The following is a 19,217-nucleotide window of genomic DNA, read 5'->3' on the forward strand; positions in this document are numbered from 1 at the left end:
GGTCAGCCGGCCGAGGGGCGGGCCCGCCGACGGAGCCACCCGGCGAGCAGCAGGACCGGACCTGCGACGGCGAGGCTTCCCATGATGTCGATGCTCCTGAGCGGCTCGACGTCGACCTGCAGGTCGACGGGGAGCAGCGGCGGCACGTCGCCGACGGTCTCGCCCGTGTACTCGTAGACGTCGAACCCGCGCACCAGGTCGTTGCCGTAGCCGTAGAACGAGCCGTCCCGCTCGATCTTGTTGGTCTTGAACGACCAGGTGTCGGAGTCGGGGAGGACGTAGTGACCGACCTCCCTGATCCCGACCCCGTCACCGAGACCGACGGCCACCGGCGAGCCCGCGAAGTCCGCGAGACCGGACAGGTCGAGGACCCGGACGCCCTGGGAGTACCAGGCGATCGTGAGCAGCTTCTGGTCCGGGTACATGCGCAGCACGTGTGACGTGCAGGTCGAGCCGTCCTGCGGCTGGACCGCGGGGATGAACCACGTGCCGATCTTCTCGGGCGACGCCTCCTTGGCACCGGTGATGTCGTAGAGGTGCAGCCCGCCGCCCGGGCACTCGGCGCTCGCCGCGGCGCCGGCCCGCTCGTCGGTGACGACGAGGACCTCGCGCTCCGTCCCGTCCGCACGGGCGAGGGTGACGGGGTCGGCCTGGTGAGCGACGTTGATCGCCGGGTCGAGGATCTGGGACACGATCGTCGGGTTCGCCGGGTCCTCGGTGTCGAGCACGAGCGTCTGGGACAGCGCCGCGGAGTAGGCGCGGGTGCCGGACTCGTTGAAGGTGATGTCGTGCGACTCGGAGCCCAGCGAGAGCGGCACGAAGGGGATCGCGAAGTCGCGGACCTTCTTCGGCTCGGCCGGCTGGGAGACGTCGTAGATCGTGATGGTCGGCTGCGTGCTGGTGAGCAGGTCCGAGTTGGAGTTGTAGAGGTAGTCGCCGCTCGGGTGGATCGTCATGTTGTGCGAGCCGCGCGGCACGTACAGGTAGGACACGGTCCGGGGCCGGGTCGGGGTCGTGATGTCGACGATGACCGTGCCGGACGCCGACGGGTCGAGGTGGAGGTCGCGACCGCACTGCGACGCCGCTCCCTCGGCGCCGAACGTGCCGTCCGCGGTGTAGCTGGCCAGGATCCGGCGGCCGTGACGCCACACCTGGATGTCGCCCTGGCTGACGGCGCAGTCGTAGACCGCGGCGACGTGCGGCTGCTCGGGCCGCGTGATGTCGACGATCTGCATGCCGCCGCGCAGGGTGCCGGCGAGGGCGTACTCCTTGCGGCCGACCTTGACGAACTCGATGTCCGAGCCGTTCTGCGCCTCGCCGCTGTCGTCGTACTGGAGGTTGGCGACGTGCCTCATCGCCTCCCCCTCACCGTCCGTCGCGACCTGCAGCCCCCGCGTGTTGGTCGGTAGGTCGCCGACGTCCTCGCCGTGCGCTGCGGCCGGAGAGGCCGGGAGCAGCGCGAGACCCGTGGCCGCCACGGCCGCGAGCAGTCCGGACACGGTGCGGTGCGGGAGCGGCATGGCGGGTCGCCTTCGGTTCGGGAACGGTCGAGATGCTCAACGAGTGGTTCCCCGCGCGGTTACTCCTCACTCAACGGCGCCGCGCCAGCCGCTCGAACTGCTGCTGGTCGATCAGCACGATCGGCTGACCGGTGCGGATCCGCTCGCGCACGCCGAACAGCTTGATCCCCTCCGCGGCACCGACCCCGCCCGCGCGCATGCTCCCGGTCACGACGACGGTGGTGGAGTCGGTGACGCGGCTCTGCACCCGGGCGCCCGCCTTCCGGGCCCGGGCGGTCGCCTCCGTGCGCGGCAGGTCCTCGAGCCGGCCGCTGAACACGATGCACTGCCCGCGCAGCGACCGCGGCGGCCGGCCGGGACGCATGTCGATCTGCCGCAGCGCCGACAGGGCGTGGACGGCGTCGAACGCGTCGAGGTAGCGCTTGGACTTCGCGCCGGTGGCGTGCCAGATCCAGCTCTTGAACGCGTCGCTGCACTCGAGCGCGGCGATCGAGCCGATCGACACGGACTGGTTCCACCAGACCTCGCCGGACAGCAGCGTCCCCGCGAGCAGGCCGACCTGGTAGATGTCGTCGTGCGGACCCCACACCGACCCGGCGGTGACGTTGCCCGGCGCGAAGTCGCCCTGCAGCCGCGAGACGGGTGACGGGCTGGTGTCGAGCACCAGCTTGGAGATGCCGAAGTCGCCGAGCACCAGCCGGCCGTCGCGCAGGAACACGTTGTCCGGCTTGATGTCGCGGTGCAGCAGCCACACCGCGTGCATCCGCTGCAGAACGGAGAGCAGCGCGCGGATCTCCCGCCTCACCTTGGCCTCCGACCAGACCAGGCCGCCGTCCTCGACCGCGTCCCAGACGGTCCCGTCCGCCATGTACTCGAACACCAGGACGTGCCTCCGGCGCTGCCGGGAGCCACGGCCGGTCGCGTCGACGAAGACGTCCAGCAGGTCGACGACGCGCTCGTCGCCGGCGAGCAGCCGACCGAAGTACGCCTCGCCGTGCCAGTCGTCGAGGCTGCGGCAGACCTTGATGGCCACCTCGCGTCCCGGCCGGCCGGACGGCGTGAGCCGGTGGCCGAAGTAGGTCTGCCCGAAGCCGCCCTCGCTGAGCAGCCGCTCCACGACGTACGGCGTGCCCGCGTCGTTGTGCAGGAGCGTGCCCGCCCGGAGCCTGGACATGTCGGTCATCTTGCACCAGGGCTCTGGCTTGTCAGGTGGCCGGTTCCTCCGGTACGGCGGCCGCTCCGCGCGTGGCCGCGGCGACCCCGAGCACGGCCACGACGAGCCCGATCCCCTCGCGCGGCGTCAGGGTCTCGCCGAGCACGAGCCAGGCCATCACGGCGGTGACCGGAGGCGACAGGAAGAACACGCTCGACCCGGCGCCGGCGCCGCCATGTCGCACGAGCACGCCGAGCAGGACGAGGCCGACGATCGAGTTCACGACCGCCAGGTACGCCAGCACGCCGAGCGCGCGGGACCAGTCGTGGACGGGGTCGCCACCCTCCACCACCGCGGCCAGGATCAGCAGCGGCGGGCCCGACACGGCGAACTGGATCGCGGCCGACCACAGCGGGTCCGGCCCGTGGCCGATCCACCGCTGCCCGATGGTGCCGAGGCTCAGCGAGAGCACGCCGACCACGGCGAAGCCCAGGCCGACGGCGCCGCCGGCCTGGTCGACGTCGGGTCCGAGCACGATCAGCACGCCGGCGACGCCGACCACGAAGCCGAGCAGCTGGACGCGGGTGAGCCGCTCGCCCATCAGGGCGGCGGCGATGGCAGCGGTGAGCACCGGGCTGAGCGAGTGCAGCAGCGCACCCATGGTGGCGCCCAGCCCGGCGGCGAAGGCGAGGTACATGGCCCCGAACTGCAGCCCGTTCATCACGAAGCCGACGCCCGAGATCCGCAGGGCCGTGCCGCGGTCCACCCGGAGCGGGCCGCGCAGCAGCCGGGCCAGGGTCGCGACGATGACGGTGGCGAGGACGAACCGCCACCCGACGAGCGCGAGCGGCTCCATCGCGGTGACGCCGTACGGCCCGGCGATGTAGCCCGACGACCAGACCAGCACGAAGCCCAGGGCAGGCAGGAACGGCAGGGAGACCGCGGTCCCGAGCGTGCGCGTGGACATCACCGCCACGCTAGGACATGGCGGCCGGCGTCAGCGCGGGAAGGTCTTCCCGGCCAGCTCGCGGACGACGAGCACCCCGTCGCTGAGGAGCGCGCGCACGGCCACCGATCCGCCGGCGAGCCCCGTGAGCTCCTGGTCGAGGGTCTCGGGCGTGCCGTCGCCGTCGTAGTCGGCCGCGGCGTCCTGCCCGAGCGCGGAGTCGGGCCCGAGGTCGAGGCGTCTCTCGTCGAGGCACCAGGCAGTGGCGCCGCAGCTCGCGAGCGTGCCGCTGTAGGTCTCGACGGTCGGCGTAGGGGTCGGCGAGGGGTCCGGCGAGGGCGACTCGCTCCGCGGCGGCGAGGGCTCGGACGGCTGCGGTGCGGGCGCAGCCGGCTGCGGCGCGGGCTGGCCCGGCGGCGCGGGAGCCGGCTTGGGGGCGGGCGCGGGGTCCGCCTTGGGCTTGGGCTTCGGCGTGGGCGTGGGCGACGGCTTCGGCGACGGCGACGGGTCGTCCTGCTTCTTCGGGCCGTCACCGCGCTTCGGCCGGGTGCCACCCTTGCCGTCGCCGTCCCGGTCCTTGTGGTGGTGCTTCTTCCGGGGCTTGTCGTGGTCGGCAGGGGCGTCGGGCGACGGGAGGACGAAGATGCCGGTGCGGTAGCCCGCCTCGAAGGCACGGACGAGCGCGACGTAGTAGTCCGACGGGTTGTAGCGCAGGATCGCGGCGTCCATGGCGTCGCTGTCGCGCAGGTCCGTGCCGGAGCACAGGTAGTCGCCCGCGGCGAGCGCGGCGTCGTCGAGGTCGTGCGGGTTCATCCGACCGTCGCCGTCGCCGTCGCGCCCGGCCCAGGCCCACGTGCTCGGGATGAACTGCATGGGGCCGACCGCGCGGTCCCAGGTGTCGTCGCCGTCGAGCCGGCCGCCGTCGGTGTCGTGGATCGCGGCGACCGGGCCCTTGCCGTTCAGCGCGACACCGATGATCTCCGGGCGGGAGACGCCGTCGGTGGCCAGCACCGACCCGCCGTACCGGCCGTGGTCAGACTCGACCCGGCCGATGCCCGCGAGGAGTGTCCAGGGCAGGTGGCAGCCGGGGTCGGTGCTCGCCAGGGTCGCCGCCGCGTCCTGGTACGCCGACAGAGCCGCCTGCGGCAGGTCGTGCGAGGCGAGCTGGCTCGCGGTGAACACGTGCCCTCCGCGCGGGCTGTCGATCCGCACCTTCTTGTGCCGGTCCTTGGTGGCGACCAGGATCGTGGACCGCTCGACGGGCTGCGGCTGCACCGGGTCGAAGCGGACCTCGCGGTGCGGCTGCACCACGACCGACGCGGCCGACTCGGCCGCGGCCTGCTCGGCGGCGTCGTTCGCGGACGCCGAGGCGGTCAGCGCGAGGGTGAGCGCGACCGCGGCCACGGCCGGCAGCTTGGCTGCCTGCAGTAGTCGGTCGAGGTCCAGATGCTGTGCCGGCACGAGCCGCTTCTCCCCAGGTCGCGGAAGGACCTGACCGACGCTAGGGGCAGCCGTGGCCGGATTGGCCGGAAAGAGCGGGAATGGTCCGGATGGAACCGGGGCCATGGCCTCGACGGGCCAGGGCGCGGGGGAACCCGACCGGTCAGAGCACCTCGAACCGCAGCCCCGCGGCCACCAGGCGGTCGGTCAGCCGCTCCCCCATCGCGACCGCGGTGGTGACCTGCCCGGCGGTCGGCGGGTTGTCGTCGAACGCGAGACACAGGGCGGACTCGCCGAGCATCTTCGCGGTCTCGGTGTAGCCCGGGTCCCCGCCGGACACCGACGTCCGCACCGTGCTGCCACCGCCCTCGGCGACGAACCGCATCGTGAACGAGGAACGGGCACGCTTCTCCTCGCTGGGCCCGGTGCCCTGCGGGACCCGCTTGAGGAGCTGGCGCCGCAGGGGCGGCACCTGCGCGGCAGCGGCGAGCAGACCCACGGCGCCGATCCCGCCGACCACGGTCGGCAGCCGCTTCGCCGCGGCGTAGTGGGCGTAGCTGAAGTCGGGGCCGTACCGCTCCAGGGCGGCGGCCGACCGCTTGACGACGAACGGGTCGATGGTCGGCAGCGGCACCAGCCAGTAGCCGGTGTCCTTGTCGTGGTGCGGTCGCTTCGCGACGGTGCGGACCCGCCGCCCGGCGTCCACGTGCGGGCGCGGCTCGACCTTGCGCCGCTCGGCGAGCGCCTTCTTCATCTGGCCGGCCCGGGAGAAGGCACCGAGGGCGGAGGCGAAGGTGCCGCCCGAGATCGCCGCGTTGGTGCGCAGCATGCCCTTCATCGCCACCGGGACGCCCTCGGGCAGCTGCTTGACGGTGAACAGTGCGCCGAGGTCGTGCGGCACCGAGTCGAACCCGCAAGCGTGCACGATCCGGGCACCCGTCTCGACGGCGCGGGCGTGGTGGCGCACGTACATCGTGTCGATGAACTCCGGCTCGCCGGTCAGGTCGGCGTAGTCGGTGCCCGCCTCGGCACAGGCCGCGACCAGGCCCGCGCCGTGCTCGACGTACGGGCCGACGGTGGTGACGACCACGCGGGTCTGCCCGGCGACGTCCGCAAGTGACGCGGGGTCGCCGGCGTCGGCGTGCAGCAGCGGCAGCTCGGCGAGCTTCGGGTCGATCGCGGCCAGCCGATCGCGGACCGCCTCGAGCTTGGCCTGGTTGCGCCCGGCCAGCGCCCAGCGGCAACCGTCGGGAGCGTGGCCGGCGAGGTACTCGGCGGTCAGCCCGCCGGTGAAGCCGGTGGCGCCGAACAGCACCAGGTCGTACGGGCGGTCGCTGCGGTCCTCCGGAGGCATGCCGACACTCTGCCAGCCGGCCATGGGGGAACCGCACCGGGTCCGAGGGCGTCCCACCCGGGTGAACCTCCCCGTCCGCGTTGCCCTCGCGCTGACCGCCCTCCCGCTCCTCTCGTTACCGACCGCGCCGGTCGGGTCCGTGGCGCAGTCCCCCGGCCTGAGCGGGTTCGCGGACTGCATGGCGTTGCGCCAGTGGTACGTCGCCGCGGCGCTGCCGCGGGTCGGGCCGTGGGGCTGGAACGTCCCGATCGTCGCGTACGACACGGCGGTGCGCGGCGCGGCGGCCGCCGAGGCCGTGGGCAACAGCGGCACCGGCACCAACGTGCAGGAGACAGGGGTCGACGAGCCCGACGTCGCCAAGACGGACGGCTCGCTGCTGGTGCGCACGCTCGGCCGGCGGCTCGTCGTGGTCGACGTGAGCGGCGCCCGGCCGCGCGAGCTGTCGCGCACCCGGCTGCCCGGCAACGGGACCACCGACCCCGAGCTGCTGCTCGTCGGCTCGACCGTGCTCGCCCTGGCCACCGAGGGTGGCGAGGTCGGCGAGGTGGGCGACCGCACCCACGTCACCCGGGTGGACGTCACCGACCCGGCGCACCCGGTCGTGCTCAGCCACCAGCGCGTGGACGGCAGCCTGGTCGAGGCCCGCGAGTACGGCGACGGCACGACCCGCGTCGTGGTCGCCACCGGCCTGCCCGAGCTCGACTTCGTGCGGCCGAGCCGGACCCGGACGCCCCGCGAGGCCCTGCGGCACAACCGGGCGGTCGTGCGTGCCACGCCGGTCGAGACCTGGCTGCCGGGTCTCCGGCAGGGCGACGGCCGCGGCCGGCACCCGCTGCTCGACTGCGCGGCGGTGCTGCACCCCGGAGCGTCGGCCGGCTTCGGCACGCTCAGCGTGCTGACCTTCGCGGCGAGCGACCCGCGCGGCCTCACCGCCACCGGCATCCTGGCCGAGGGCGACCTGGCGTACTCCTCCGCGCAGCGGCTGTACGTCGGCACGCTCGACGGGCAGTGGTGGGATGACGTCGTGCTCCGCGGCGGTGGTGCCGGCGAGGTCGACGACCCGCCCACCACGCAGGTGCACGCGTTCGCGCTCGACGGCACCGGCACCCGGTACGTCGCCAGCGGCCGGGTGCCCGGCACGGTGCGCGACCGGTGGTCGTTCAGCGAGCACGACGGGGTGCTGCGCGTGGCCACCGCGCTGGGCCGCGGCTGGCTGCCGCGCGAGAACGCCGTGCTCACCCTGGCCGAGCGGGACGGTCGGCTCGAGGTCGCCGGCCGCCTCGACGGTCTCGGGCCGCGCGAGCAGATCCGGTCCGTGCGCTGGCTCGGTGACCTCGCCGTCGTCGTGACGTTCCGCCAGGTCGACCCGCTCTACACGCTCGACCTGGCCGACCCCACCGCCCCGCGCCGGCTCGGCGCGCTGAAGATCCCGGGCTTCTCGTCGTACCTCCACCCGCTCGGCGACGGCCTCCTGCTCGGCCTCGGCGAGCACGCGGACCGGCGCGGCCGCAGCCTCGGCGGCCAGGCGGCGGTGTTCGACCTGTCCGACCTGACCCGGGTCCGGCGTGCCGGCAGTGTCCGGCTGGGGCTCTCCGACCGGTTCGCCGCAGCGTGGGAGACGCGGGCGTTCACCTACCTCCCCGACCAGCGGCTCGTCCTGGCCGGCGTCGAGAGCTGGGGCCGGGGCGGCACCCGTCTCGTCGCGCTGCACGTCGGCCGCGCGGGCACGCTGCGCCGGGTCGGCTCCTGGGAAGCCGGCCGCTGGAGCGCCGGCGACCTGCGGGCACTGCCGCTCGGTGACGGCCGGGTCGCGATGGTGCGGCGCGGCGACCACCGGGTGCGGCTGCTCGAGCTGGGCTGAGGGCGCTGATGCTGGGGCGCCGGAGGACGCGGGCGTAGGTTGACGGCATGTGCCGAAACATCCGCGTCCTGCACAACTTCGAGCCTCCTGCGACCCGGGACGAGGTGCACGCGGCCGCGCTGCAGTACGTCCGCAAGGTGAGCGGCTCGACCCGACCCTCGCAGGCCAACCAGGAAGCGTTCGACGAGGCCGTCCGCGAGGTGACCGAGACGACGCGGCGGCTGCTCGACCGGCTGGTGACCAGCGCACCGCCCAAGGACCGCGAGGTCGAGGCGGCCAAGGCGCGCGCCCGCGCGGAGCTGCGCTACGGCTCCTGACCCGGTCTCCGAGGCGCTCGCGACCGTGCGTCGCGAGTGGTTCCTCCCGCCCGGGCAGCGGCCGTTCGCCGGCCTCGACCAGCCGCTGCCGATCGGGCACGACCAGACCAACAGCCAGCCGACGACGGTCCGGCACTGCCTGGAGCACCTCGACGTACGACCGGGTCAACGGGTGCTCGACGTCGGCTGCGGGTCGGCCTGGACGACCGCACTGCTGGCCCACCTCGTCGGCCCGGACGGCGACGTCACCGGCGTGGAGGTGGTGCCCGAGCTGGTGGCGTTCGGCCGCGCGAACCTCGAGCCGCTCGGCCTCGACCCCGACCACGTCCGGGTCGAGCAGGCGCTCCCGGACGCCCTCGGCTGGCCGGCGCGGGCGCCGTACGACCGGGTGCTGGTCTCGGCCGAGGCGAGCGAGCTGCCCGACGCGCTGGTCGCCCAGCTCGCGGACGACGGCGTGCTGGTGGTGCCCGTCGCCGGGCGCCTGACGGTGGCCACCCTCGGCCCGGACCGCCGGGTGGAGGTCAGAAGACTGGGGCGCTACCGCTTCGTGCCACTTCGACCGCCCGTGCCCGGCCCGAAGCATCGTGCACCGCCGCCATGGCGATCCCGGTGAACGCGAAGGCCAGCGCCACCACCTGCGCGACCTGACCGACCCGGCCCAGCTTGTCGATCACCGGGAACAGAGCGACGAAGAGCAGCACCAGCAGCGGTACCCACACCGGCGTACGGCGGGCGACGAAGAGCGCCAGCGCGAGCAGGGTCAGGCCGGCGTAGAACGCCGCCAACCAGCCGAAGAGGAAGATCCCGAGCCCGACGTCCTCGGTGACCGTGTCGAGGGTGCCGGCGCGGATCGCCTGCTCGCGGACGAGCGCGCGGAAGAACACCAGCAGCATGGCGTAGCCGGACGTGCCGATGAAGCCGATCGACAGCACGGACACGGCGATCACGCCGAGCGCGCGGGCGCGCACGTGGAAGAGCGACAGGACCGCCGGAAGACCGAGGGTCAGCGTGACCGAGGCGAGGAAGTACATCACCGCCATGCCGAGCCAGCGGCCGCCGGCCATCGCCACGGTCGCGACGGTCTGGGCGGAGTCACCGTCCGCGGGGACCGGGTTCAGGAGCGCGCCGAAGGCGAGCGCCATGACCCCGACGACCAGGGCGGACGCCGACAGGGGGATCCAGTCCCAGCGCATGGGGGAACGCTAGGCGGACGCGCGCGGCCGCACCACGTTTTCGAGCAAAATCGCACAACATCCGTGACGAAATTCCCGAGTGGGGCGGGTCCGTACCCTGGTGGGCGTGACCACGGCGATCCCTGCCACCCCGGAAGCGACGGCCGACCGGTTCGCGTCCGCGCTCGACGTGCTCGCCGACCGGCCCCTGCTGGTGCTCACCGGCGCCGGCATGAGCACCGACTCGGGCATCCCCGACTACCGCGGACCGGGCTCTCCCAGCAGGACCCCGATGACCTACCAGGAGTTCGCGGCCGGTCCGGACGCGCAGCGCCGCTACTGGGCGCGCTCACACCTGGGCTGGAGCCGGATGGGCCGGGCGACGCCCAACGCCGGCCACGACGCCGTCGCCGCGCTCGAGACCCGCGGCCGGCTCACCCTGACGATCACCCAGAACGTCGACGGCCTGCACGAGTCCGCCGGCTCACGCAACCTGTGCGCACTGCACGGCCGGGTCGCCGACGTGATCTGCCTGGGCTGCCGCACCACCAGCTCGCGGCGCGCGCTGGCCGCCCGGCTCGACGCGCTCAACCCCGGCTGGTCGGCCGCGCACGCCGACGTCGCCTCCCGGCCCGACGGCGACGTCGACCTGGAGGAGACGGCGGGCTTCGTGGTCCCCGGCTGCGACGACTGCGGCGGCGTGCTCAAGCCGGACGTCGTGTTCTTCGGCGAGAACGTCCCCAAGCCCCGCGTCGAGCGCTGCTACGCCGCCGTCGACGCGCTCCCCGCCTGCGACGGCGCCCTGCTCGTGCTCGGCTCGTCGCTGACCGTCATGTCGGGCTTCCGGTTCGTCCGGCACGCCGCGAAGCTCGGTGTCCCGGTCGTGATCGTCAACCGCGGCACCACCCGCGCCGACGACCTGGCGACGGTGAAGCTGCACGCCGGCACGACCGACTTCGCCACCGCGCTCGCATCCGTCGGGTGATCGAGCTTGTCGAGATCACTGGTCTCGACAAGCTCGACCAGCCGGACTAGAGGTTCTGCAGCACCTCGCGCATCAGCGCGGCTGTCTCGGACGGCGTCTTGCCGACCTTCACGCCGACGGCCTCGAGGGCCTCCTTCTTGGCCTGCGCGGTGCCGGACGAGCCGGACACGATCGCGCCGGCGTGGCCCATGGTCTTGCCTTCCGGCGCGGTGAAGCCGGCGACGTACCCGACGACGGGCTTGGTGACGTTGTCCTTGATGTACGCCGCCGCGCGCTCCTCGGCGTCGCCGCCGATCTCGCCGATCATCACGATCGCCTTGGTCTCCGGGTCGGCCTCGAACGCCGCGAGGGCGTCGATGTGGGTGGTGCCGATGACCGGGTCACCGCCGATGCCGATCGCGGTCGAGAAGCCGTAGTCCCGCAGCTCGTACATCATCTGGTAGGTCAGCGTGCCGGACTTCGACACCAGGCCGACCGGGCCCTTGCCCGCGATGGTGTGCGGGGTGATGCCGGCGAGCGACTCCTCCGGGGTGATGATGCCCGGGCAGTTGGGGCCGATCATCCGGGTGTCCTTGCCCTGCAGGTAGGACCACACCTCGGCGGTGTCCTGCACCGGCACGCCCTCGGTGATCACCACGAGCAGGCCGATGCCGGCGTCGATGGCCTCGATGCAGGCGTCCTTGGTGAACGCCGGCGGCACGAACACGACCGACACGTCGGCGCCGGTCTCGGACATGGCCTCCTTGACGCTGCCGAACACCGGCAGCTCCTTGCCGCCGAGCTCGACCGACGTACCGGCCTTGCGGGCGTTGACGCCGCCCACGATGTTGGAGCCCGCGTCGAGCATGAGGGTGGTGTGCTTGGAGCCCATCCCGCCCGTCATGCCCTGGACAATGATCTTGGAGTCCTTGTTGAGGTAGATAGACATCTCTTCGTCCCTGTCCCTTACGCGTTCGCGAGCTCGGCGGCCTTGTCGGCCGCGCCGTCCATGGTGTCGACCTGGGTGACCAGCGGGTGCGCCAGCTCGTCCAGGATCCGGCGGCCCTCGGCCACGTTGTTGCCGTCGAGGCGTACGACGAGCGGCTTGGTGGCCTCGTCGCCGAGGATCTCCAGCGCGCCCTTGATGCCGTTGGCCACCTCGTCGCACGCGGTGATGCCACCGAAGACGTTCACGAACACGCTCTTGACCTGGGCGTCGCCGAGGATCACGTGCAGGCCGTCGGCCATCACCTGGGCGTTGGCGCCGCCACCGATGTCGAGGAAGTTGGCCGGCTTGACGCCGCCGTGCTTCTCGCCGGCGTAGGCCACGACGTCGAGCGTGGACATGACCAGGCCCGCGCCGTTGCCGATGATGCCGACCTCGCCGTCGAGCTTGACGTAGTTGAGGCCCTTGTCCTTGGCCTGCGACTCCAGCGGGTCCTCCTCGTCACGGATGACGAAGGCGGCGTGGTCCTCGTGGCGGAAGTCGGCGTTCTCGTCGAGCGAGACCTTGCCGTCGAGCGCCTCGAGCTTGTCACCGGCCAGGCGGGCCAGCGGGTTGACCTCGACGAGGGTGGCGTCCTCCTCGACGAAGACCTTCCAGAGCGCGAGCACCGTCTGCACGGCCTGCTCCACGAGCGCCTCGGGGAACTTCGCCTCCGCGACGATCGCGCGGGCCTTCTCCTCGTCGACGCCGGAGCCCGGGTCGATGTCGATCTTCTTCACGGCGTCGGGGTTGGTCTTGGCGACCTCCTCGATCTCGACGCCGCCCTCGACGCTGGCGATGCAGAGGTACTGCCGCTGCGCACGGTCGAGCAGGAACGAGAAGTAGTACTCCTCCTCGATGCTCGCGGCGGGCGCGATGAGGACCCGGTTGACGGTGAGGCCCTTGATCTCCATGCCGAGGATCGCGGCCGCGTGCTGCTCGGCCTCGTCGGGCGTCTTGGCGAGCTTGACGCCGCCGGCCTTGCCGCGGCCACCCGCCTTCACCTGGGCCTTCACCACGACGGTGCCGAGCTGCTCGGCCGCCGCGCGCGCCTCGGCGGGCGTGTTCGCCACGATGCCGAGCGTCACCGGCACGTCATGCTTGGCGAAGAGCTCCTTCGCCTGGTACTCCATCAGGTCCACAGGGATCTACCCGTCCTTCTCGATGTCGGAGCTGTCCGGGCGCACGGCCGTCAGACGACAGAGGCGCCTCTGCCGACCCTAGACCCGTGAGGCCGGTCACCTCCACGTCACCCTGGTCACACACGTCGTACCCCCGGTACGGCGAGGTGCGGCCTGGGTAGGAGGCAGCCGTGATGCGCATCGTCGACTCGGGAGGCGTCCGGATCGCCGTCCGCGAGCACTCCGCCGCCGGGCCGGACCGGCCCACCGTCGTGCTCGTGCACGGCTACCCCGACCAGCAGGACATGTGGGACCTCGTGGTCGCCGCCCTGCCGACCGACCGCCTCCACGTCGTGACGTACGACGTCCGGGGCGCCGGGGACAGCGACGCCCCCGACGGGCTGCGCGAGTACCGCACCGACCGGCTCGTCGACGACCTGGCCGCGGTGCTCGACGCGGTGAGCCCGGCCGGACCGGCCCGCCGGCCGGTGCACCTGGTCGGTCACGACTGGGGCTCGGTACAGCTGTGGGACGCGGTCGGCGTCGCGGACGAGCACCCCGGGCTGCGCGGCCGGCTGGCGTCGTTCACCTCGATCAGCGGGCCGTCGCTGGCGCACAGCGCCTGGGTCGCGCAGCACCCGCGCGGCCGCCGGCTCCGGCTGCTCCGGCAGCTCGCGCACTCCTGGTACGTCTACCTCTTCCTCCTGCCCCTGCTGCCCGAGCTGGTCTGGTGGCTGGGGCACCGGCCGCTCGCCCGGGTCATCGCGGCCAAGGAGGGACTCGGCCGCGGCCACTGGGGCGCCGAGCTGCGCCGGAACGCCGCCCGCGGCGTGCGGCTCTACCGCGCCAACTTCCCCGCGGGCCTGCGGCGCGACGTCCGGCACTGGCGCACCGACGTCCCGGTGCAGGTGGTGCGGCCGACCCGCGACGCGTACCTCACCGACGTGCTCCTCGACGACCTCGACCGGATCGCCTCCGACGTCCGCGTGGTCGAGGTCGACGCCGGCCACTGGGTCGCGCGCACCCACCCGGACCGGGTCGCCGCCCTCGTCGCCGGGCACGTGGATCGGACCGCCGGAGCTACCGGCGCGTAGCCTTCCGGCGGACCGGCTCGTTGTCCCCTGCATGACCCGCCGCCGTACCGCCGCCCTCACCGCCGGGCTGACCGCCACCGCCGGCCTCGCCCTGCTCGGGCCGGGCACCCCCGCCACCGCCGACGACACCCCCGGCTACTCCGTCCGGCACATCACCGTCGACACGCTGGTCGGGCCGAACGGCGACCAGCCGTGCGCGGTGACCGCCGACCTCTACACGCCCGACGGCGCGAGCGCGCGGCACCGCAAGCCGGCGATCCTCACCACGCACGGCTTCGGCGGCAGCAAGGACGACGGCAACCAGACCGCGATCGGCCAGGGCTTCGCCCAAGAGGGGTACGTCGTGCTCTCCTACTCCGGCCTCGGCTTCGGCGGGTCGGAGTGCAAGATCCGGCTCGACGACCCGGCCTGGGACGGCAAGGCCGGATCGCAGGTCCTCGACGTGCTCGCCGGCGCGCGCTCGTTCACCGACGAGGACACCGGCGCCGCCGGCCGCGTCGACTACGTCGCGCGCGAGCGGAAGGGCGACCCGAAGGTCGGCATGATCGGCGGCTCCTACGGCGGACAGATCCAGTACGCCGTCGCGATGCAGGACCCGCGCGTCGACGCGCTGATCCCGATCATCACGTGGAACGACCTGGAGTACTCCCTCGCACCCAACAACGCCGACCAGGTCGCCACCGGCCGCAGCGTCGACACCCGCACGCCGGGCGTCGCCAAGAAGCAGTGGGTCGACCTCTTCTTCGCCGGCGGGATCATCGACGGCGTCGACGACGCGCAGGTCGACCCGGGCCGCAACGTCGGCTGCCCCAACTTCGCCGACGAGGTCTGCCCGACGGCGCTGAAGCTGAACACGCTCGGCTACCCCGACGCCGACATGAGCGCGATCGCGGCCCGCTCCTCCGTGGCGTCGTACCTGTCCCGGATCAACGTCTCGACCCTGCTCGTGCAGGGACAGAAGGACACCCTGTTCAACCTCCAGGAGGCGGTCGCGACCTTCAAGGGTCTCCGCCGCCAGGGCACCGAGGCGCGGATGGTGTGGCAGTCGTGGGGCCACTCGGGCAGCACCCCCGCGCCGGGCGAGCTCGACTTCGACGCGCCGTCGCTGCGCGACTCCTACCTCGGCCGCCGGTTCCTCGCCTGGATGGACCACCACGTCCGCGGCGACGAGGACGCCCCGGTCGGCCCGCGGTTCGCGTACTTCCGCGACTGGGTCCGCTACGACACCTCCCCGGCTGCGGCCGGTACCGCGGTCGAGAAGGCGTACGCCGAGAAGCGCCGGTTCCGCACGCCGATGTCCGCCTCGCTCTACCTCTCCGGCAAGGACGGCCTGACACCTACGGCCGACGCCGTCGAGGCCGGGTCGGCGTCCTACGCCAACGCGCCCGGCGCGCCGACGTCGTACTCGGAGACCTCCGGCCTCGAGGGCGGCCAGGTGAACAACCCGGTCTCCGACGCGCCCGGCACCTTCGCGGCGTTCACCAGCGCCCCGCTCGCGAAGGGCGCCTCGATCGTCGGCAGCCCGCGGCTCACCCTGCACCTCGACGCCCCGGTCGCCGCGCAGTCCCAGGCTGGCGGGCCGGGCGGTCAGCTGATCCTCTTCGCCAAGGTGTACGACCTCGCTCCCGACGGCACCCCGACGCTGAAGAACCGGCTCGTCTCTCCGGTGCGCGTGGGCGACGTGACGGAGCCGGTCCGGGTGGAGCTGCCGGGCATCGTGCACCGGGTGCGGAAGGGCCACCGGATCCAGGTGGTGCTCGCCGCGAGCGACTGGGCCTACGCCGACAACGCCCTGGTGCAGCCGGTGACCGTGACCACCAGCAAGGAGGAGCCGAGCGTGCTGCGGCTCCCCCTCACCGGCGACCTGGTGTTCTGACGGCGTCGGTTTCCCACCATCCGGTGGGAAACTTGCGCATCCGGGCCGAAACTTCGGCCCGGATGCGACGGGTTACCACCATCTGGTGGGAAACCGACAGGGGTCAGTCGGCGGCGCGCATCGCCCGGCCGCCGACCAGCAGCCCGAGCGCGCAGACGAAGGCGGCGGCAACGAACCCGGCGGCGACGGTCGATCCGTCGAAGCTGCCGGCGAACAGCGCCCGCTCGGCGTCGACGACGTACGTCAGCGGGTTGAGCCTCGACGCGGTCTGCAGCCAGCCCGGTGCGGAGTCGACCGGCAGCAGCATCCCGGCGAGCAGCAGGATCGGGAACAGGAAGGTCTGCTGCACCGTCCAGAAGATCCAGTCCGCGCCCTTCGCGGCGAGCGCCAGCGCGTAGGACAGCGATCCGAGCCCGACGCAGAACACCGACAGCATCAGCAGGCCGACGACCGTCCCGGCGACGTGCAGCTCGAACGAGAACGGCACGACGACCGCGATCACGATGACCGCCTGCACCAGCACCGGCACGATCTCCTTCAGCGCCCGGCCCATCAGCAGCGCGGACCGCCGCATCGGCGTGACGAGCGTGCGTTCGTGGGAGCCGGTCTGCATCTCGAAAAGCAGGTTGGAGCCGGTCATCGAGGCGCCGAACAGGCACGACATCACCACGATGCCGGGCACGAACCACTGCAGCGCGCCGCCGGAGAGGCCCGGCACGTTGCCGAGCAGCGGGGCGAACAGGCCGAGGAACACCAGCGGCTGGATCATCGAGAACACGACCGAGAACGGGTCGCGCAGCACCGGGCGGAGCTCGCGGCCGAACACGATGGCGGTGTCGCGCGCGAGGTTGCTCGGCGCGGTGAGCGTGGGGGTCAGGGTGGCGGTGCTCATGCGGAGACTCCGATCGGGTCGAGCTGGTCGGTGGCGGGCTGGTCGGCCGTGTGGCCCTCACGGAGGCTGCGGCCGGTGAGGTTGAGGAAGACGTCGTCGAGGGTCGGTCGCGCGACCTCGACGGACCGGGCCGGAAGCCCCGCGTCCTGCAGGTCGACGAGCATCGCGGGCGCGAGGCGAGCCCCGGACGCGACGCGTACGACGACCTCCCGCTCGGCGTGCTCCACCTCGGCGTCGCCGTGGCCGCGGACGATCCGGGCGGCGGCGTTGGCGGCGTCGACGACCTCGTCGAAGGCAAGCGTGATCCGGTCGCCGGCGTGGTCGGCCTTGAGCCGGGCCGGGGTGTCGTCGGCGACGAGCCGCCCGTGGTCGATCACGACGACACGCTCGGCGAGCGAGTCGGCCTCGTCGAGGTAGTGCGTGGTCAGCACGACCGTCGTGCCGTAGCGCTCGCGGAGCGCCACGACGTGCTCCTGGAGGTTGGCCCGGTTCTGCGGGTCCAGCCCGGTCGACGGCTCGTCGAGGAACAGCAGGGCGGGCGCGTGGATCAGGCCCATCGCGATGTCGAGCCGGCGGCGCTGGCCGCCGGACAACGAGGAGACCTTGCGGTCGGCGACCTGGGTCAGGTCGAGCGAGTCGACCAGCTCGTCGGCCCGCGAGCGCGCGGACGCCTTGCTCATGCCGTAGGCGAGGCCGTGGCTGACCAGCTCGTCGCGGCCGCGCTGGTTGTGCCCGGCGCCGTTGCCCTGGCCGATGTAGCCGATCGCGCGCCGCACCTGCTGCGGCTGCGTCGCGACGTCGTACCCGGCGACGCGCGCGGTGCCCGAGGTCGGCGCGATGAGGGTCGTGAGCATCCGCAGGGTCGTCGACTTGCCGGCGCCGTTGGGCCCGAGCAGGGCGACCAGCTCGCCCGGCGCGACCGTGAGGTCGAGGCCGCGCACGGCCTCGACCGTCCGCTTGCGGGCCGTGAAGGCCTTGGTCAGGCCGTGGGTCTCGATCATGTGCTGCGTCGTCTGTGCGGTCATGCCCAGGACGCTACGGAGCCTTTAGGTCAGTTTCTGTCCTGAAGGCGACCTATTCTCGAGGGCATGTCAGGTTCCAGCGCCCGGATGCTCCAGCTGCTGTCGCTGCTCCAGACCCACCGCTTCTGGTCCGGCGGCGAGCTGGCGGAGCGGCTCGAGGTCAGCGAGCGCACGCTGCGCCGCGACGTCGACCGGCTGCGCGAGCTCGGCTACCCCGTCGACGCCGTGCGCGGTACGGCGGGCGGCTACCAGCTCCAGGCCGGCGCCGCCCTCCCGCCGCTGCTCCTCGACGACGACGAGGCGGTGGCGATCGCGGTCGGTCTGCGCGGCGCGGCGGGCGGCATGGTCGAGGGCATCGCCGAGACGTCCGTGCGCGCGCTCGGCAAGCTCGTGCAGGTGATGCCGCCGCGGCTGCGCCGCCGGGTCGACGCGCTGCAGGACGCGACCGTGCCCGTCGGGTTCTCCGGCGGCCCGTCGTTCGACGCCGGGGTGCTGACCACGCTGGCGATGGCCTGCCGCGACGACGAGCGGGTCCGGTTCGACTACACCCCGCGCGAGGGCGAGAGGATGCAGCGCCACGTCGAGCCGCAGAAGCTCGTCTCGCTCGGGCGGCGCTGGTACCTCGTCGCCTACGACCTCACCCGGCACGACTGGCGGTCGTTCCGCGTCGACCGGCTGAGCGACCCCGAGGCGACCGGCGTGAAGTTCCGGCAGCGCGACCTCCCGGCACCGCACACCGGCGACCCGGCGTCGTTCGTGCAGGCCGGCATCCGGTCGGTCCCGCAGAAGCACGAGGTGGCGGTGCTGGTGCACACCTCCGCCTCCTCGGTCGCCCAGGTCGTGCGCGGCTGGGGCCGGGTCGAGCCGCTCGACGACGGCACCTCGCGGCTCCGGATGAGCGTCGACGACCTCGGGTGGCCGGTGATGGTGCTGGCCGCCGTCGGTGCGCCGTTCGAGGTCGAGTCGCCGCCGGCGCTCGCCGAGGAGGTACGGCGGGTGGCCGCGCAGTTCGCGGCGGCCGGCTGAGCGTCGTACCGCGGCAGGCTCAGGCCTCGACCGCGGAGCCGTCCTGCACGTGGTCGCGGACCCAGGCGACGATCTCGGTCGTCGTCGCGCCCGGCGTGAACACCTGGGCGACACCGAGCTCCTTGAGCAGCGGGATGTCGGCCTCCGGGATGATCCCTCCGCCGATCACGACGATGTCGCGGGCGTCGCGCTCGTCGAGCAGCTCGATGAGCTTCTTGAACAGCGTCATGTGCGCACCGGACAGGACGGACAGGCCGATCACGTCGGCGTCCTCCTGGATCGCGGTCTCGACGATCTGCTCGGGAGTCTGGTGGAGGCCCGTGTAGATGACCTCGTGGCCCGCGTCGCGCAGGGCGCGGGCGATCACCTTGGCGCCGCGGTCGTGCCCGTCAAGGCCCGGCTTCGCCACCACGATCCGGATCGGAGCCACCATGACCTGCACCTGCACTTCCCTGGACGACGGGCCGGCCCTTG

At 73.0% G+C, this 19,217-nt stretch carries 18 protein-coding genes; 7 read left to right on the plus strand and 11 right to left on the minus strand.

Annotated elements, in window-relative coordinates; translation table 11 throughout:
- Positions 1-2: 2 nt before the first annotated feature.
- The 5 genes from ETU37_RS00240 to ETU37_RS00260 all read right to left on the minus strand — a co-directional run bounded on the left by ETU37_RS00240 (position 3) and on the right by ETU37_RS00260 (position 6,413).
- Positions 3-1,520, minus strand: coding sequence for an LVIVD repeat-containing protein (locus tag ETU37_RS00240; protein ID WP_129984869.1), 1,518 nt, complete (start codon positions 1,518-1,520; stop codon positions 3-5).
- Between the two features lie 70 nt (positions 1,521-1,590).
- On the minus strand, positions 1,591-2,694 hold the full coding sequence (locus tag ETU37_RS00245; protein ID WP_129984870.1) for a serine/threonine protein kinase: 1,104 nt from the start codon (positions 2,692-2,694) through the stop codon (positions 1,591-1,593).
- A gap of 31 nt (positions 2,695-2,725) precedes the next feature.
- A complete protein-coding gene (locus ETU37_RS00250) occupies positions 2,726-3,640 on the minus strand; it encodes a DMT family transporter (RefSeq protein WP_129984871.1) in 915 nt (304 codons plus the stop codon).
- A 30-nt stretch (positions 3,641-3,670) separates the two neighbouring features.
- Positions 3,671-5,080, minus strand: coding sequence for a lytic transglycosylase domain-containing protein (locus tag ETU37_RS00255; protein ID WP_129984872.1), 1,410 nt, complete (start codon positions 5,078-5,080; stop codon positions 3,671-3,673).
- A gap of 142 nt (positions 5,081-5,222) precedes the next feature.
- Entirely contained in the window at positions 5,223-6,413 is a 1,191-nt protein-coding gene (locus tag ETU37_RS00260) for a saccharopine dehydrogenase family protein (protein WP_129984873.1), read from the minus strand.
- A 61-nt stretch (positions 6,414-6,474) separates the two neighbouring features.
- Here ETU37_RS00260 and ETU37_RS00265 point away from each other — a divergent pair, with 61 nt between their 5' ends.
- The 3 genes from ETU37_RS00265 to ETU37_RS00275 are packed head-to-tail and all read left to right on the plus strand — an operon-like array spanning position 6,475 to position 9,204.
- The gene (locus ETU37_RS00265) at positions 6,475-8,274 is read left to right on the plus strand and encodes a beta-propeller domain-containing protein (RefSeq protein ID WP_129984874.1); all 1,800 of its coding nucleotides are present in this window, start codon (positions 6,475-6,477) and stop codon (positions 8,272-8,274) included.
- Between the two features lie 47 nt (positions 8,275-8,321).
- Positions 8,322-8,591: a DUF2277 domain-containing protein gene (locus ETU37_RS00270; RefSeq protein WP_129984875.1), complete on the plus strand. Its 270-nt coding sequence runs from the start codon at positions 8,322-8,324 to the stop codon at positions 8,589-8,591.
- Between the two features lie 25 nt (positions 8,592-8,616).
- Positions 8,617-9,204, plus strand: a complete 588-nt coding sequence (locus ETU37_RS00275) for a protein-L-isoaspartate O-methyltransferase family protein (RefSeq protein WP_129984876.1) — start codon at positions 8,617-8,619, stop codon at positions 9,202-9,204.
- Here ETU37_RS00275 and ETU37_RS00280 read toward each other — a convergent pair.
- The gene (locus tag ETU37_RS00280) at positions 9,113-9,784 is read right to left on the minus strand and encodes a hypothetical protein (protein WP_129984877.1); all 672 of its coding nucleotides are present in this window, start codon (positions 9,782-9,784) and stop codon (positions 9,113-9,115) included. The genes ETU37_RS00275 and ETU37_RS00280 overlap by 92 nt on opposite strands.
- 106 nt (positions 9,785-9,890) lie before the next feature.
- Here ETU37_RS00280 and ETU37_RS00285 point away from each other — a divergent pair, with 106 nt between their 5' ends.
- Positions 9,891-10,748, plus strand: coding sequence for an NAD-dependent protein deacetylase (locus ETU37_RS00285; RefSeq protein WP_129984878.1), 858 nt, complete (start codon positions 9,891-9,893; stop codon positions 10,746-10,748).
- Between the two features lie 46 nt (positions 10,749-10,794).
- Here ETU37_RS00285 and sucD read toward each other — a convergent pair whose 3' ends face one another.
- Complete coding sequence (gene sucD / locus ETU37_RS00290; RefSeq protein ID WP_129984879.1) at positions 10,795-11,676, minus strand: succinate--CoA ligase subunit alpha; 882 nt, start codon at positions 11,674-11,676, stop codon at positions 10,795-10,797.
- Between the two features lie 17 nt (positions 11,677-11,693).
- Complete coding sequence (sucC, locus tag ETU37_RS00295) at positions 11,694-12,854, minus strand: ADP-forming succinate--CoA ligase subunit beta (RefSeq protein WP_129984880.1); 1,161 nt, start codon at positions 12,852-12,854, stop codon at positions 11,694-11,696.
- A gap of 173 nt (positions 12,855-13,027) precedes the next feature.
- On the opposite strand from sucC, the gene ETU37_RS00300 reads away from it, so the two are divergent.
- Both ETU37_RS00300 and ETU37_RS00305 read left to right on the plus strand, forming a co-directional pair.
- Positions 13,028-13,927, plus strand: coding sequence for an alpha/beta fold hydrolase (locus ETU37_RS00300; RefSeq protein WP_129985064.1), 900 nt, complete (start codon positions 13,028-13,030; stop codon positions 13,925-13,927).
- A 31-nt stretch (positions 13,928-13,958) separates the two neighbouring features.
- Positions 13,959-15,803 (plus strand): alpha/beta fold hydrolase, encoded by a 1,845-nt coding sequence (locus ETU37_RS00305; RefSeq protein WP_129984881.1) that lies wholly within the window; start codon positions 13,959-13,961, stop codon positions 15,801-15,803.
- Between the two features lie 103 nt (positions 15,804-15,906).
- Here the strand turns inward: ETU37_RS00305 and ETU37_RS00310 are convergent, their stop codons facing one another.
- Positions 15,907-16,695 (minus strand): ABC transporter permease, encoded by a 789-nt coding sequence (locus tag ETU37_RS00310; protein ID WP_129984882.1) that lies wholly within the window; start codon positions 16,693-16,695, stop codon positions 15,907-15,909.
- Positions 16,692-17,720 carry an ABC transporter ATP-binding protein gene (locus tag ETU37_RS00315; protein WP_240755449.1) on the minus strand — a complete coding sequence of 343 codons (1,029 nt, stop codon included), beginning with the start codon at positions 17,718-17,720 and terminating at the stop codon, positions 16,692-16,694. The genes ETU37_RS00310 and ETU37_RS00315 overlap by 4 nt, the downstream gene beginning before the upstream one ends.
- A 63-nt stretch (positions 17,721-17,783) precedes the next feature.
- On the opposite strand from ETU37_RS00315, the gene ETU37_RS00320 reads away from it, so the two are divergent.
- Positions 17,784-18,743: a helix-turn-helix transcriptional regulator gene (locus ETU37_RS00320; RefSeq protein WP_129984883.1), complete on the plus strand. Its 960-nt coding sequence runs from the start codon at positions 17,784-17,786 to the stop codon at positions 18,741-18,743.
- A gap of 19 nt (positions 18,744-18,762) precedes the next feature.
- Here the strand turns inward: ETU37_RS00320 and ETU37_RS00325 are convergent, their stop codons facing one another.
- Positions 18,763-19,176, minus strand: coding sequence for a coenzyme B12-dependent isobutyryl CoA mutase small subunit (locus tag ETU37_RS00325; RefSeq protein ID WP_129984884.1), 414 nt, complete (start codon positions 19,174-19,176; stop codon positions 18,763-18,765).
- Between the last annotated feature and the right edge of the window lie 41 nt (positions 19,177-19,217).

The sequence above is a fragment of the Nocardioides iriomotensis genome, from assembly GCF_004168035.1.
Taxonomy (GTDB): domain Bacteria; phylum Actinomycetota; class Actinomycetes; order Propionibacteriales; family Nocardioidaceae; genus Nocardioides_B; species Nocardioides_B iriomotensis.